Source organism: Lutibacter sp. (assembly GCF_041596795.1).
Taxonomy (GTDB): Bacteria; Bacteroidota; Bacteroidia; order Flavobacteriales; family Flavobacteriaceae; genus Lutibacter.
The window spans coordinates 1-14,955 of record NZ_JBFHHX010000085.1 but is presented as its reverse complement, the minus strand read 5'-3'; the positions used below and the strand labels follow the sequence as shown (position 1 = coordinate 14,955).

General features: G+C 27.8%; 17 protein-coding genes and 1 pseudogene. 8 read left to right on the top strand and 10 right to left on the bottom strand.

The window, feature by feature from the left end; all coding sequences use genetic code 11:
• The 4 genes from ABY298_RS10645 to ABY298_RS10630 form a co-directional block, all read left to right on the top strand.
• Positions 1–105: non-canonical purine NTP pyrophosphatase (locus tag ABY298_RS10645; protein WP_372746035.1), on the top strand; the 105-nt coding region annotated here is incomplete at its 5' end.
• A complete protein-coding gene (locus ABY298_RS10640) occupies positions 105–1,136 on the top strand; it encodes a FecCD family ABC transporter permease (RefSeq protein WP_372746034.1) in 1,032 nt (343 codons plus the stop codon). The genes ABY298_RS10645 and ABY298_RS10640, both read left to right, overlap by 1 nt.
• A complete protein-coding gene (locus tag ABY298_RS10635; protein ID WP_372746033.1) occupies positions 1,136–1,933 on the top strand; it encodes an ABC transporter ATP-binding protein in 798 nt (265 codons plus the stop codon). Before ABY298_RS10640 ends, ABY298_RS10635 begins: the two co-directional genes overlap by 1 nt.
• Positions 1,934–1,967: 34 nt before the next feature.
• Positions 1,968–2,987 carry a M28 family metallopeptidase gene (locus tag ABY298_RS10630; RefSeq protein WP_372746032.1) on the top strand — a complete coding sequence of 340 codons (1,020 nt, stop codon included), beginning with the start codon at positions 1,968–1,970 and terminating at the stop codon, positions 2,985–2,987.
• A 161-nt stretch (positions 2,988–3,148) separates the two neighbouring features.
• On the opposite strand, the gene holA is transcribed toward ABY298_RS10630, so the two are convergent.
• Positions 3,149–4,153 (bottom strand): DNA polymerase III subunit delta, encoded by a 1,005-nt coding sequence (gene holA / locus ABY298_RS10625; protein WP_372746031.1) that lies wholly within the window; start codon positions 4,151–4,153, stop codon positions 3,149–3,151.
• Positions 4,154–4,182: 29 nt separating this feature from the next.
• Here holA and ABY298_RS10620 point away from each other — a divergent pair, with 29 nt between their 5' ends.
• Together ABY298_RS10620 and ABY298_RS10615 are read left to right on the top strand one after the other, a co-directional pair.
• Positions 4,183–4,629, top strand: a complete 447-nt coding sequence (locus tag ABY298_RS10620; RefSeq protein WP_372746030.1) for a type I restriction enzyme HsdR N-terminal domain-containing protein — start codon at positions 4,183–4,185, stop codon at positions 4,627–4,629.
• A 44-nt stretch (positions 4,630–4,673) separates the two neighbouring features.
• Complete coding sequence (locus tag ABY298_RS10615; RefSeq protein ID WP_372746029.1) at positions 4,674–5,672, top strand: glycosyltransferase family 2 protein; 999 nt, start codon at positions 4,674–4,676, stop codon at positions 5,670–5,672.
• Here ABY298_RS10615 and ABY298_RS10610 read toward each other — a convergent pair.
• The 8 genes from ABY298_RS10610 to nusB form a co-directional block, all read right to left on the bottom strand.
• The gene (locus ABY298_RS10610) at positions 5,669–6,289 is read right to left on the bottom strand and encodes an L-threonylcarbamoyladenylate synthase (protein WP_372746028.1); all 621 of its coding nucleotides are present in this window, start codon (positions 6,287–6,289) and stop codon (positions 5,669–5,671) included. The two genes, ABY298_RS10615 and ABY298_RS10610, sit on opposite strands and share 4 nt — an antisense overlap.
• A gap of 73 nt (positions 6,290–6,362) precedes the next feature.
• Positions 6,363–7,058 carry a response regulator transcription factor gene (locus ABY298_RS10605; RefSeq protein WP_372746027.1) on the bottom strand — a complete coding sequence of 232 codons (696 nt, stop codon included), beginning with the start codon at positions 7,056–7,058 and terminating at the stop codon, positions 6,363–6,365.
• A 12-nt stretch (positions 7,059–7,070) separates the two neighbouring features.
• Positions 7,071–8,642, bottom strand: coding sequence for a sensor histidine kinase (locus ABY298_RS10600; RefSeq protein ID WP_372746026.1), 1,572 nt, complete (start codon positions 8,640–8,642; stop codon positions 7,071–7,073).
• Between the two features lie 98 nt (positions 8,643–8,740).
• Entirely contained in the window at positions 8,741–9,322 is a 582-nt protein-coding gene (gene coaE, locus ABY298_RS10595; RefSeq protein ID WP_372746025.1) for a dephospho-CoA kinase, read from the bottom strand.
• Positions 9,322–10,287 carry a CdaR family protein gene (locus tag ABY298_RS10590; protein ID WP_372746024.1) on the bottom strand — a complete coding sequence of 322 codons (966 nt, stop codon included), beginning with the start codon at positions 10,285–10,287 and terminating at the stop codon, positions 9,322–9,324. The genes coaE and ABY298_RS10590 overlap by 1 nt, the downstream gene beginning before the upstream one ends.
• Positions 10,288–10,359: 72 nt before the next feature.
• Positions 10,360–10,683, bottom strand: a complete 324-nt coding sequence (yajC, locus tag ABY298_RS10585; protein WP_372746023.1) for a preprotein translocase subunit YajC — start codon at positions 10,681–10,683, stop codon at positions 10,360–10,362.
• A gap of 25 nt (positions 10,684–10,708) precedes the next feature.
• Entirely contained in the window at positions 10,709–11,161 is a 453-nt protein-coding gene (locus ABY298_RS10580) for a DUF1573 domain-containing protein (protein WP_372746022.1), read from the bottom strand.
• 38 nt (positions 11,162–11,199) lie between these two features.
• Positions 11,200–12,138 (bottom strand): transcription antitermination factor NusB, encoded by a 939-nt coding sequence (gene nusB, locus ABY298_RS10575; RefSeq protein WP_372746021.1) that lies wholly within the window; start codon positions 12,136–12,138, stop codon positions 11,200–11,202.
• 175 nt (positions 12,139–12,313) lie between these two features.
• Here nusB and ABY298_RS10570 point away from each other — a divergent pair, with 175 nt between their 5' ends.
• Together ABY298_RS10570 and ABY298_RS10565 are read left to right on the top strand one after the other, a co-directional pair.
• The gene (locus tag ABY298_RS10570) at positions 12,314–14,068 is read left to right on the top strand and encodes an ABC transporter ATP-binding protein (protein WP_372746020.1); all 1,755 of its coding nucleotides are present in this window, start codon (positions 12,314–12,316) and stop codon (positions 14,066–14,068) included.
• Between the two features lie 82 nt (positions 14,069–14,150).
• A complete protein-coding gene (locus ABY298_RS10565) occupies positions 14,151–14,522 on the top strand; it encodes a PUR family DNA/RNA-binding protein (RefSeq protein ID WP_090221946.1) in 372 nt (123 codons plus the stop codon).
• A 111-nt stretch (positions 14,523–14,633) separates the two neighbouring features.
• On the opposite strand, the pseudogene sucC reads toward ABY298_RS10565, so the two are convergent.
• Positions 14,634–14,955 (bottom strand): annotated as a pseudogene (sucC, locus tag ABY298_RS10560) (succinate--CoA ligase subunit beta); the annotation flags it as partial.

Genomic DNA, 14,955 nt, shown 5'->3' with positions numbered 1-14,955 from the left:
TACAAAAAATCATTTGCTGAAATGGACATGATAGAAAAAGGAGCAATTAGCCACAGAGGAAAAGCAATTGAAAAATTAGTAACATTTTTAAATAATCAAGATTGATAAATCCCATAAAATCATATAGAAATACTTTTATCATTTTAATAATTGTTCTTTTTATTATTTTCCTGATAAATATTAGTTTAGGTTCAGTTTACATTCCACTAAAACAAATATTTTTATCTTTTATAGATGGAAATGTTGAAAAAGAATCGTGGAAATCTATTGTTTTAAACTATCGTTTTCCAAAAGCAATTACAGCTATTATTGTAGGTTCTGGATTATCAATTAGCGGATTGTTAATGCAAACTTTATTTAGAAATCCGCTAGCAGGGCCATTTGTTTTAGGAATAAGTTCTGGAGCAAGTTTAGGAGTTGCCATATTAATTTTAGGAGGTTCGTTTTTGGGTGCAAATATTGCTAGTTATTCTTTTTCTAGTTGGGGACAAGCTATTGCTGCTAGTTCTGGAGCTTTTTTAGTGCTTTCGGCTGTAATGGTAGCTGCTGCAAAAGTAAGAAACACTATGTCTATATTAATTATTGGGTTAATGTTTGGAAGTTTAACCTCATCTATAATAAGTGTTTTAGCCTATTTTAGCAGTGCTACTGAATTACAACAATATATGTTTTGGAGTTTTGGTAGTTTAGGAAACTTAAGTTGGAAAGAAATTTCAGCACTTTTCACTATTTTTATTATAGGAATTTCTTTTGTTATTTTTATTATAAAACCTTTAAACACACTACTTTTAGGAGAAAACTATGCAAAAAGTATGGGTGTAAATGTAAAAAGAACCAGAAATTTCACGCTTATTGCAACTAGTTTACTTACCGGTGTAATTACAGCTTTTTCAGGCCCAATTGCATTTATTGGTTTAGCTGTGCCACATTTAACAAAACTATTATTTAGCACCTCTAACCACAAAACATTATTGCCTGCTGTAGCTATTAGTGGCGCTATAATTATGTTAATTTGTGACAGCATTGCTCAACTACCAAATAGCGAATATACTTTACCAATTAATGCAATTACCTCTTTATTTGGAGCTCCAATTATAATTTGGTTACTAGTTAGAAAACGTAAGATTTATTATTAATGACACACAACGAAAATCATATAATTAAAGTTTCAGATTTAAGTATTGGATATCGTTCCAAAAAACATATTTCAACCATTGCTTCTAATTTAAATATTGAATTAAAAGCAGGAAATATGGTTTGTTTATTAGGAAAAAATGGTGTTGGAAAATCTACTTTATTACGGACTTTAACCAAAGTACAACCCGCTTTAAGCGGAGAAGTTTTTATTGATAATAAAAATCTTAAAACACTTACAAATAACGAGTTAGCAAAAAAGTTGAGTTTAGTTTTAACTGAAAGATTACCAGATAGTAGTTTAACCGTTTTTGAATTAGTGGCTTTAGGCAGACAACCATTTACAAATTGGATTGGTTATTTAACAAGTGAAGATATGGAAATTATTTATGCTGCATTTGAAAAAACCAGCACCAAACACTTAATGAAAACTAAATGTTACGAGTTAAGTGACGGTCAGTTGCAACGCGTATTAATTGCCAGAGCTTTAGCACAAAACACACCAATAATTGTGTTAGATGAACCAACTGCTCATTTAGATTTACACCACACTATAAGTACCTTTTCTTTATTGAAAAATTTAGCGTCTGAATTTAATAAAACCATAATAATTTCTACACACGAAACCAATTTAGCCTTGCAATTGGCCGATGAATTATGGCTCATGTCATCTTCAAAATTTGTTAGTGGACCAACAGAAAAACTTATTAATGATGACGAGCTAGATAACCTTTTCGATTCTGATTTAATTAGATTTAGCAAAACGCTAAAACAGTTTACCATCTCACATTCAAAATAGTTTAATATATTTGAAAAATACATCCTCAAAAAACATGAATAAAATCTACTTATTAATTTTACTTTCTCTTTTTTTAAATTGCGGAACAAATAACCACCTTTCAGAATCTAACAAAATAGTTGAAACAACAGGTGAAATTGCTCTAAATTTTGCAAATACTATTACAGAAAACGACTTAAAAACATATTTATATATTATTGCATCTGATGAGTTTGAAGGACGCGAAACCGGAGAACCTGGACAAAAAAAAGCTGCGGAGTATTTAAAAAACTTTTATCAAAAAAATAACATTTCTGCTCCTTTAGGTGATAATAATTATTTTCAAGAAATTCCAACCGAGCATTTAAAACCAAACTTAAATCCATCAGAAAATGTATTGTCTTTTATTGAAGGAACAGAAAAACCAGAAGAAATTTTAGTAATTTCTGCACATTATGATCATCTTGGAATGGAGAATGGAGAAATATATAATGGTGCTGATGATGATGGCTCTGGAACTGTAGCTATAATGGAGATTGCCCAAGCATTTAAAAAAGCTTCAGAAAATGGGAACGGACCAAAAAGATCTATCTTGTTTTTACATGTTACCGGTGAAGAAAAAGGCTTATTAGGCTCTAAATATTATACAAATTATCCTATTTTTCCATTAGCTAAAACCGTGGCAAATTTAAATATTGATATGATTGGACGTGTTGATGATGCTCATGAAAATAATCCAAATTTTGTGTATTTAATTGGTTCTGATAAGTTAAGTACTGAACTTCACGAAATATCGGAAGAAATGAATGAAAAGTTTACAAACTTAAAATTAGATTACACCTACAATGATGATAACGATCCAAACAGATTTTATTACAGATCCGATCATTACAACTTTGCGAAAAACAATATTCCTATAATATTTTATTTTAATGGTACACATCAAGATTATCACGAACCATCAGATACACCAGATAAAATTAATTATGAGTTGTTAGCAAAACGCACAAAATTAATTTTTTACACTGCTTGGGAAATTGCAAACAGACAAGAGAGAATTAAGGTAGATAAGTAGGTTTTAGCTATTGGTGGTTATTAATATGAGTTTAAAAGTCTAAAATGGCTCACTATTGCTCTACATAATGCAAACATAGTAGTGTATTATTTTATAAATAATTGAAGCAAAGAAGCATTGCATATACTTCATTTTAGTATTCAAACTAAGGTTTAGTATAACTAATGAATAATTTTAAATAACAATTCTTTTAATATGTCTCCTGGTGGAATAGAATTTGCGCCAACTCCTTTACTTTTAACATCGGCATCACGCAATAAACCAATAACTTGAGATACTTTACGCATTGGATAATTTTTACCAGCAGTTATATAATCTGACACAAAAAAAGGATGAACTCCTAAAGATTTGGCTACATTATTATTCGATTTATCTTTTAAACTATGATAAATAAGTAGTTGCGTAAAAAAACCATTTAACAAAGAAATGGTTACAACCATTGGATTCGCTTTTTGATTTTGAGCAAAATGATTGATAATTCTATTTACATTCAACACATTCCTCTCACCTACTGCTTTGCGTAATTCAAAATTATTATAGTCTTTACTTATTCCAATATTTTCTTCAATATGAGTTGGCGTAATAGTTGAACCTGCAGGTAATACCACCATTAATTTATCCAGCTCATTACTAATTTTACTTAAATCAGTACCCAAAAATTCTACCAACATTAAAGTTGCTTTGGCTTCTATTTGGTATTTTTTACCTTGTAAAACACGTCGTATCCAATCAGCAATTTGGTTTTCATAAAGTTTTTTACTTTCATAAACCAACCCACATTTATTAATTGCTTTGTACAATTTTTTTCGTTTATCAATAGTTTTGTATTTGTAACAAATTACCAATACTGTTGATGGCTGAGGATTAGTTGCATACACCTCTAAATTCTCAATTGTTCTAGATAAATCTTGCGCTTCTTTAACAATAACAACCTGTTTATCAGCCATCATTGGAAAACGTTTTGCATTATCAATTATATCTTCAATAGTAATATCTCTTCCATATAAAACCATTTGATTAAACCCTTTTTCTTCTTCAGATAAGATGGTTTCTTCAATAAAATCTGAAATTTTATCAATATAATAGGGCTCCTCACCCATTAAAAAATAAATTGGTTTAATATTTCCGCTTTGTATATCAGAAACTATTTTAGCAACATCACTCATTTATGAAAATAATTTAGCATTTTTGTTGAATGCAGACATTGAATTTACCTACTTATAAATTCAGAATCAAAAGTAAGGAAAATAAGCTCTTTATTTTTGATATTCTTCGAAAAAAATATGTGAGTCTTACCCCAGAAGAATGGGTTAGACAACATTTTGTGCATTATTTAATTGAAGAAAAAAAATATCCAATTTCTTTAATTGCTGTTGAAAAAAAACTCACTATTAACGGTTTAACAAAACGAACTGATATTTTAGTTTTTAATATTAAAGGTGAACCTTTTATTATTGTAGAGTGTAAAGCGCCATCAATTAAAATAAACCAAGCTACTTTTGATCAAATTGCACGCTATAATATAAAACTTCAATCGCATTTTTTAATTGTAACAAATGGTTTGGAACATTTTTATTGCTCCATAAATTTTAAAGAAGAATGTTATAATTTTTTACCAGATATTCCTTGTTATAATTTATAACTAAATTTTAGAATTGTTTTTACTATTTTAAGTATGTTTGCTTTGTGAAAATAGCAATTGTAATTCTTAACTGGAACGGTAAAAATTTACTAGAAAAATTTCTTCCAAACATTGTAAAATACAGCGCTTTACCTAATACTGAAGTGATTGTTGCCGATAATGCTTCTACTGATGATTCTGTAAAATTTATTTCAGAAAATTTTCCCACTGTAAAAATAATTCAAAATACCACAAACGGAGGTTTTGCTAAAGGTTACAATGATGCTTTGCAATATGTTAATGCTGATATTTTTGCCTTGGTAAACTCTGATATTGAAGTGAGTGAAAATTGGCTTTCTCCAATAATTTCAACTTTTAAAAACCAGCCAAATACTGCTATAGTACAACCTAAAATATTAGCTTATAAAAACAAAAGTTTTTTTGAATATGCAGGAGCTGGAGGCGGTTTTATTGATGAATATGGGTATCCTTTTTGTAGAGGTCGTATTTTTTCGGAAATAGAAAAAGATGAAAATCAGTTTAATGATGAGGTTGAAATTTTTTGGGCATCTGGAGCTTGTTTTTTTATAAGAAGTGAAGTTTTTAAGCAATTAAATGGTTTTGATGAAGATTATTTTGCACATCAAGAAGAAATTGATTTATGCTGGAGAGCTAAAAATTTAGGGAAAACTATAAAATATAATGGAGCTTCAACAGTATATCATGTTGGAGGAGCTACTTTAAAAGAAGAAAGTCCAAGAAAATCTTTTTTAAATTTTAGAAACAGTCTTTTTTCTTTGGTTAAAAACTTACCTGCACATAAGTTACTCTCTGTAATTTTTATAAGAATGCTTTTAGATGGAGTTGCCGGTGCAAAATTTTTAATAGAATTAAGGCCAATTCATACATTAGCTATTTTAAGAGCACATTTTAGCTTTTACTTTTACGCGTATAAAATGTTTAAGAAAAGAAAATTAAGCTTGGCAAACAACACTTATTTTTACACAAAAAGCATTGTTTTTCAGTATTTTATAAAAGGCAAAAAGAAATTTTCTGATCTTTAAAAATCTTCTATACTTCCTTTTCCTTCTCTAAGAATTGTAATTTCTCCTTCAGATAAATCAACTACTGTAGATGGGATATTTCCTCCATAACCACCATCAATAACAACATCAACAATGTTTTGCCATTTTTCGTAAATTAATTCGGGATCTGTAGTATATTCAATTAAATCATCTTCATCATAAATAGAAGTTGAAACAATTGGATTTCCTAATTTTTTTACTAATTCCCTAATAATGTTGTTATCTGGAATACGAATTCCAACGGTGCTTTTATTTTTAAAAGATTTTGGCAAGTTATTATTTCCTGGTAATATAAATGTATATGGACCAGGTAAAGCGCGTTTTAAAATTTTATAGGTTGGCGTGTCTATCTGTTTTACATAATCGGATAGATTACTTAAATCATAACAAATAAATGAGAAGTTAGCCTTATTTAATTTAATGCCTTTAATTTGAGCAATTTTTTCCATAGCTTTATTATTAGTAATATCGCAACCAATTCCGTACACAGTATCGGTTGGATATATAATAATACCACCTTGTTTTAAAACCTTAACTACTTTATCTATTTCTTTTTCGTTAGGATTTTCATCATAAATTTTAATAAACTGAGCCATTTTTTTTGTATATATAACAAATGTAGCTATTTTATCACATAAAAAAACCTGCTTTATGCAGGTTTTTCAGTTATTATTTTTCTATTAGTCTAAATCCTTCTCCATGAATATTTAAAATCTCAACATTTTCATCTTCTTTTAAATATTTTCTAAGCTTGGCAATATATACATCCATACTTCTGGAAGTAAAGTAATTATCATCTCTCCAAATTTTGGTTAATGCTAATTCACGTGGCATTAAATCGTTTTTATGGGTTGCTAGCATTTTTAACAATTTACTTTCTTTAGGTGATAATTTTTGAGTTTCACCTCCATTATACGTTAAATGTCTTAATTTAGAATTAAAATGAAATTTTCCAATTACAAACTCAAAAGATTCATCTTCAACATTTTGTTCAGTTTCTTTACGTTGTAAAATGGCTTTTATTTTATATAATAAAACTTCAGAATCAAAAGGTTTATTTAAATAATCATCTGCTCCTACTTGGTATCCTTTTAACACATCTTCTTTCATTGTTTTAGCAGTTAAAAAGATGATTGGAATTTCTGAATTTGTTGCTCTTACATCTTTTGCTAAAGAAAAACCGTCTTTACGTGGCATCATTACATCAAAAATACATAAATCAAAATCGTCGTTTTTAAACATAATTAAACCTTCTAAACCATCTTTTGCTAGGGTTACATTATAGTCATTTAATGATAAGTAATCTTTTAAAACTGTTCCAAAATTGGGATCGTCTTCAACCAATAAAATTCTGTTATTTTCCATATTTCTTATTTTTTAAATTAAAGGTAATTTTATGGTAAAAGTGCTTCCTTCTCCTTTTTCACTCTCAACATAAACATCTCCTTGATGAATCTCTACTATTTTTTTAACATATGAAAGTCCTAAACCATGTCCTTTCACATTATGAATATTTCCTCTTTCTTCTCTATAAAACTTTTTAAATATATTTTTTTGAACGGTTTTACTCATTCCTATACCTTTATCGGCAATTTCAATTAATATATATTTTGCGGTATTATCTGTATTTAATTCAATTTTTGGAGCATCTTCAGAATATTTAATAGCGTTATCTAAAACATTTACTATTACATTTGTTAAATGAAATTGATTTCCAAGAATCTCGGTGTTTTTTGCGTTAAAATTTGTTTTTATATAACCGCCTTTATCTTTTATAATTAAATCTACGTGCGATAACGCATCGTGAATTATATCTTCTAAATCTACTCTTTCTTTTTTAACGTCTAATTGATTTTTTTCTAATTTAGAAATTCTTAACACGTTTTCTACCTGCCCGTGCATTCGTTTATTTTCATCCCTAATCATTTTAACATACCGTAGTACTTTTTCTTTATCATCTATTATTTTAGGGTTTTTTATGGCATCTAAGGCTAAATTAATGGTTGCAATAGGTGTTTTAAACTCATGTGTCATATTATTAATAAAGTCCGTTTTAATTTCGGAAATTTGTTTTTGTTTTATTAATTGATACAACGCTGTTCCAAATGCTAAAATTATTATAAATATAAAAAAAACTGACAGAATAAGTATTTCCGAAATTGAAGAAAGTATAAAATTCTTTTTTTCTGGAAATGTTACAAATAATTGAAAGTTACTATTTCCTTCAGAATCTGTAAACATTGGAACCATATAACTTTTTCCAGTTACTTTTCTAAAATAACCCGATTTTACTTGGGTTGCTAATCCGTTACTATAAATTCCATATTTAAAATTGGTAGTAATTCCTTTACCTTTTAACTCTCTATCTAAACGCATAGAAAGCTCTCTATTACTTACACGTTTGTGTATTGGCAATTTGGTTCTAGATATTTCAAAAACCCTTTCTAATTGTGCTTTTTCTGCTCCTTCAAACCTTCCAATTTTAACATATCGTTCTTCAGGAGGAGTTATATCGTTCCCTTGATTATCTAATGATTGATCTTTAACAACAACTATTTCTTCTTTTCTAAAAATTTCTTTAAAATCTATAGAATCGTTTTCAAAGAACTCCGTTGGTACTTTATAATTTTCTTCAATAATGCTTTGCGAATATGTAAAACGCTCATTATTAGTAGTATCTATTTTTTCGTAGATGTATTTTTTAACGTCAGAGTATTTTAATTTATTGCCTTCATCTCTAAATCGCTCTACAATGTCTATATAAAATTCATTAAATTCATTTTCTTTTATATCTTCAGAAACTTTTGCCAAAGCAAAACGCACATTTGATGTAAATTGTTCTTCAGTAATTTGAATGGTGTTTTTTATCCAAAATACCTGAACTGAAATAATACCAATTAAGGCAATACTCATTAAAATAATTAAGAGTACAAAAATTCTCTTACCCATTATTTAAAATTAAACTTTTATCAGCAAATCTATGTTTATTTAACTTTAGTTAGCCAAATATATAATTTTTTAACAAATTCTTATGACATTTGATATTATTAACATAGCTTTTCTAAAATACTAAAAATAGTTTTTACTTGGGTTTCAGTAGCTTTTAATTGATGATTTTTAATTACAAAATTGGAATTTTTAATCTTAAAGTCATCATTTAGTTGATGTTGCATTCTACTTTCAATTTCTTCTTTGGTTACTCCATCTCTTTGCATTACCCTTTCTATCCTCAAATTTAAATCTGCGGTCACCGTAATTACAAAATCACATTCAAAATTACCACCGCTTTCAAATAATATAGCAGCTTCATAAATAATAATTTTGCCTGCCATTTTTAATTTAAATTCTAAAAAACGCTCCCTAACCTTTGGATGCACCAAGGCATTTAAAGCTTTTAATTTTTCAGCATTATTAAATACTTCTGATGCTATAAATTTTCTATTTAAAACATTATTTATATATGCCTCTTTGCCAAATAACTTAGAAATTTGAGCTTTTAATTCCTGATCAGAATTCATTATTTTTTTTGCCTCAACATCTGCAATAAAAACTTTAGCTCCTAATGCTTCAAACAAGTTTAATACTGTTGTTTTTCCGCTTCCTATACCGCCTGTAAGTCCAACTACCATTATTTTTGAATTAAAAATTCTATTTGACTTGGTTTTATTTTTACTGATGACACGATATCACTTTTTTCTTGAATTATAGGTCTTAAAAAACGCACCAAAGTATCATTCTGATAATTTAAATAGTCAAACACAATTACAAAATCACTTTTACTAATTTTACTAAAATTTGATAATCCTGCCTGATATATAACTTCAATTTCTTTTGGAAAAGTGGTTATTTTAATTCCTTTTGGCACATTAATTACAGAAACTGGTATTAAGAACTTTCCTTCAGTAAACTTATCTACCAACCCTTTAATAACCACACTATTATTTGATATTTTTACATTTCTTAACATTGGAGCTTTTAATGCTAATTGAACATTTACATTTTCATAAACATCATTAAGTTCTAATTTGTCGGTTGAAATTTCTAAAATATTATCTAAAAGTCGTTTAGGTCCAGAAATGTTAATAGAATCTGGTGTAATTTTTAACTCATCAATAAAATTGTAACCCACTTTAAAATTCACTTTTAATTTAGAATTTACCGGTATTTTTTTTGTTACGTTGTTGCCTAATTCTACAAAAATGGTATCGGTTAAAAATTTAACAATGGTAGAATTCCCTTTTAAATTATGGTTTAAATTTATAATTTGGCTGTTGGGTAGCAAATAATAATGTGAACCTTTTTTCTTGTTCTCTAATAAGTTTAAAGTAATTTTAGGTTGTGTAATTTTATATTTTATTAAATTATAACCTGAAGCATTTATAACTGCTTTAATTTGATTTATTGGTTTTTTAAGCAATAATTTGTTAGAAGGTAAATTGGTGTAAACAATATTTATTTTTGTTGTTGAAGTGTAGTTTTTAGACAACGCCATTAACAACCAAACAACAGAAGTTAAAAATAAAAAAGTTAGAAAAATTCTAATTTTTCTGTTCTTTCCTAAGGATAATGCAGGTGTTTTAATTTTATTAGCCATTCAATTTCAAATATTAAATATACAAAAAAAGTGAGCTGTTAGGCTCACTTTTTTTAACTTGTTTAATACTATTTATTTTGCATCAACCGAAGTTTCATATTTTTTGCTCAATTCCATTGAAATTGCTGAACGCTCAAATTTAATTTTACCTGCACTAGTTTCAACAATAACAGTATTATCACTATCAATAATATCTACAATTTTACCATGAATACCGCTGGTTGTAACTATTTTATTTCCTTTTGCTATAGAGCTTTGAAATTTCTTTTCATTTTTTGCACGTTTCATTTGTGGTCTAATCATAAAAAAGTAGATTACCACAAACATTAATAAAAATGGTAACATACTTGTCCATGAACTACCACCTGCCGCTTGTAAAAAAATTGTTGTATACATTTATTTTGTTTAAAATTTTAATTAATTAACTTTTTGCTGTTACCGTTCCTGTTAAACGAACAGTTTCTTTTACTTTCTCAGTATTTGATGTTATTGTAATAGATTTATGTTGTTTTCCAACTCGACCATTTGAGTTAAAAGAAAATTTAATTTCACCTGATTCACCTGGTTTAATAGGATCTTTTGTCCAGTCTGGAGTTGTACAACCACAAGAAGGCTGCACGGCAGTAATCACCAAATCAACTTTTCCTTTATTTGTTACTTTAAAAACACCATCAATAATTTCACCTTCTTTTATGGTTCCAAAATCGTACTCCATAGTGTCAAATTCCATAATTGGAGAACCTAAACTAATAATTTCATCTCTTTCTTTTGCAGATTCTAAATTAGCCTCATCAATTTTTGCTGTTGCATTTTCTTTACAAGAAATAATTGTTAAACTAACTAATAAAACACTAAAAATTGCTATTCTTTTCATTGTATATAAATTTTGTAAATTTCTGTAAAATTAAAAAATTATAATAATCCTCTGCCTATTTTATTTAATCTTTTTGAATTTGTAAAATCCTTCAAAATTTTATCTAATACACCATTTATAAAGAAACTACTTTTATTTGTAGAGTAATCTTTAGAAATTTCTATATATTCATTTATAGTTACGCGTGTTGGGATTGATGGGAATTTTAAAAATTCGCATATTGCCATTTTAATTAAAATCATATCAATATCTGCAATACGCTCTGCATCCCAGTTTGGGGTTTTATCAATAATATCTTTTTCAAGTTCTGTATGGTTTAAAACTACTTTTCGAAATAAACTTAACACAAACTCTTTGTCATCTTCATCTTTATATAATTTACCTAACTTAAAAATACCGTTTGGTTTCATTTGACTTAAAGATTTAACAACCCACGTGTTTACAAAAGGAATATCATCTACCCAGCTAATATTTTTATCTTCAAAATATTCGGCCAATTTTTCGTTTGGAGCAATAATTTCTTTAAAAACATTCTCTATAAAAGCTAAATCTTCTTTAAATGTAGATTCTTCAGTTTTCATATAAGAAGCATACATAGCACTCTCTTTTATCAACCTTAATATTTCATTAATATATTCAGAATCTAATTTCCAATAATTTAAATTGTTATCAACCAAATACTCGTTTAAAGAAACACTTTCGTCTAAAAGTCTAAAAACCTGATTGTTAATAAATTTTGTGTTTGGATTTAATTCCTGTGGAGTTGCTAAAAACTTTTTCTTTGAAATTTCTATATGGTTTTTCTCCATATCTCTAACTTCTACAAGTAAACACAGTATTAAAACGTATAAATCATACATTTTATCAATACTTGCGTATAAGAATTTTTCTTCTTTGTTTAAGTTATCACTTTTAGATTGCAGCAACGCATAAACCGATTGCATTACTTTTACCCTAATATGTCTTCTATTTATCATGTAAAGAACTTTGAAAATGTCTATTTTTAACTGCGCAAAAGTAGTATAATTTTTTTAAAAGTTATTTTGAAATCACTTTTTTATTAAAGTTAAATGTATCTTAATTATTATAGCCATAAAATATTATTGCTGTATATTCGTGCTTTAAAAATTTTGAAGTTCGCTAATTACTTTTATGAAAGAATTAAAATACCTTAATAAATACTTTTTAAAATACAAATACAGACTTTTAGTTGGTATTGTTATTACCATACTATCCAATGTTTTAGCTCTACAAGTTCCTCAATTTATTAGAGAATCTTTAAACATTGCCGAAGATTACAGGAATGGAATTGTTACCGATTTATCTATTGTTAAAACAGGCTTACTAAACAATATATTATTAATAATTGGTGCTGCATTACTATCTGGTTTTTTTACTTTTTTAATGCGTCAAATGATTATTGTTACCTCTAGATTGATAGAATTTGACTTAAAAAATGAAATTTACGCTCAATACCAACGCCTATCTTTAAACTTTTATAAGAAAAATAGAACGGGCGACTTAATGAATAGAATTAGTGAAGATGTTACAAAAGTGCGTATGTATTTTGGCCCAGCCATAATGTATTTTATAAATATGCTAGTACTGTTTATTGTTGCCATTTTAAAAATGTACGATATAGATCCGGTGTTAACAAACTACACACTTCTACCCTTACCTATCTTATCAATATCTATTTACATTTTAAGTAGTATTATACATAAAAGAAGTACAATTGTTCAACAATTTTTATCGAAACTTACAGCAAACGCACAAGAAATTTTTTCAGGAATAAGCATTGTAAAATCATACAGTATTGAAAATAAAGTAATTGAAGATTTTTCAAAATTAAGTGATGAAGCAAAAGAGAAAAATATTAATTTTTACCAAGCTCAAGCATTGTTTTTTCCATTAATGGTGTTGTTAATAGGAATAAGCAATATTTTAGTAATTTACATTGGTGGTTTGCGCTACATTGATGGAACCATAACCTTAGGTGTTATTGCAGAATTTATTATGTATGTAAATATGCTTACTTGGCCAGTAGCTGTTGTTGGTTGGGTAACTTCTATTGTGCAAGAAGCAGAAGCATCGCAAAAACGTATTAACGAATTTTTAAAGCATCAACCAGAAATAGTAAATACAAACCTAAATCCTACACAAATTAATGGTGAAATTGAATTTAAAAATGTAACATTTACATATGATGACACCAATATAGTAGCCCTAAAAAATGTAAGTTTTAAAATTCCTCAAGGACAAACGTTGGCTATTTTAGGAAATACAGGCTCTGGTAAATCAACTATTATAAATTTAATTGCACGCTTATATGATGTTGATAAAGGTGAAATAACCATAGATAACAGAAATATTAAAGATATTAATTTAGATAATTTACGTCAAAACATAGGTTTTGTTCCACAAGAAGCCTTTTTATTTTCAGATACCATTAAAAATAACATAAAATTTGGCGATGAAAATGCTACCGATGAAAAAATTGAAAAAGCAGCTAAAGATGCATACATACACCATAATATAATTGAGTTTAACCAAGGTTATAATACATTTATTGGTGAACGAGGTGTAACTTTATCTGGCGGACAAAAACAACGTATTTCAATTGCACGGGCCATTATAAAAGATCCAAGAATTTTAATTTTTGATGATTGTTTATCGGCTGTAGATACTGAAACAGAAGAGATTATTTTAAATAACTTAAATGAAATTAGCAAAAATAAAACTACCATAATTGCTAGTCATAGAATTTCTTCAATAAAAAATGCTGATAAAATTTTAGTGATAGAAAATGGCAAAATAATTCAACAAGGCACACATAATGAGTTGGTTACTATAAAAGGATATTATAAAGAGTTATTTGACCAGCAACTTTTAGAAAAAGAATTATAAAAAAGATAAAATAACCCAAATATTTTTATAGATTTGTGAGTGAATCTAAATAAATAACGATTAATTAAATAGAAAGTTTATTATGAGTGAAAACGAACATTTAGAACAAGAAGAGATATTCTCACAGGTTCTGAGAGCGGGAAGAAGAACTTACTTTTTTGATGTAAGAGCTACAAAAGCAGAAGATTATTACTTAACTATTACAGAAAGTAAAAAATTTACACACGACGATGGATCATTCCATTACAAAAAACACAAAATTTATTTATATAAAGAAGATTTTGAAGAATTTAATGAGATGCTAAAAGCTGCAACTGATTATATTTTAGATGAAAAAGGAGAAGAGGTTATTTCTGAACGTCATCAAAAAGATTTCAAAAGACCTTCAGATGATGAAAATGATGATGCTGTAAGCACTGAGAGTTTCACCGATGTAAATTTTGAAGATATTTAATAAATTGTATTAAATAAAAATAAAAAACACTTCGAAAGAAGTGTTTTTTTTATGAATAAAAAAAAACCAACATAAGCGTTGGTTTTTTTGTTATATAATTTCAATTTTTATTTAAGCTAATACCTGTTGTACTTTATCGGCAGCTTCTTGAAATTCAGTAGCCGAAATTACATCTAAACCACTAGCATCAATTAATTGTTTTGCCTCTATTGCATTGGTTCCTTGTAAACGCACAATAATTGGAACTTTAATTGCATCGCCCATATTTTTATAAGCATCAATAACACCTTGCGCAACTCTATCGCAACGTACAATTCCTCCAAAAATATTTACCAAAATAGCTTTCACATTTGGATCTTTTAAAATAATTCTAAAAGCTGTTTCAACACGTTTAGCATCTGCAGTTCCACCAACATCTAAAAAGTTTGCAGGT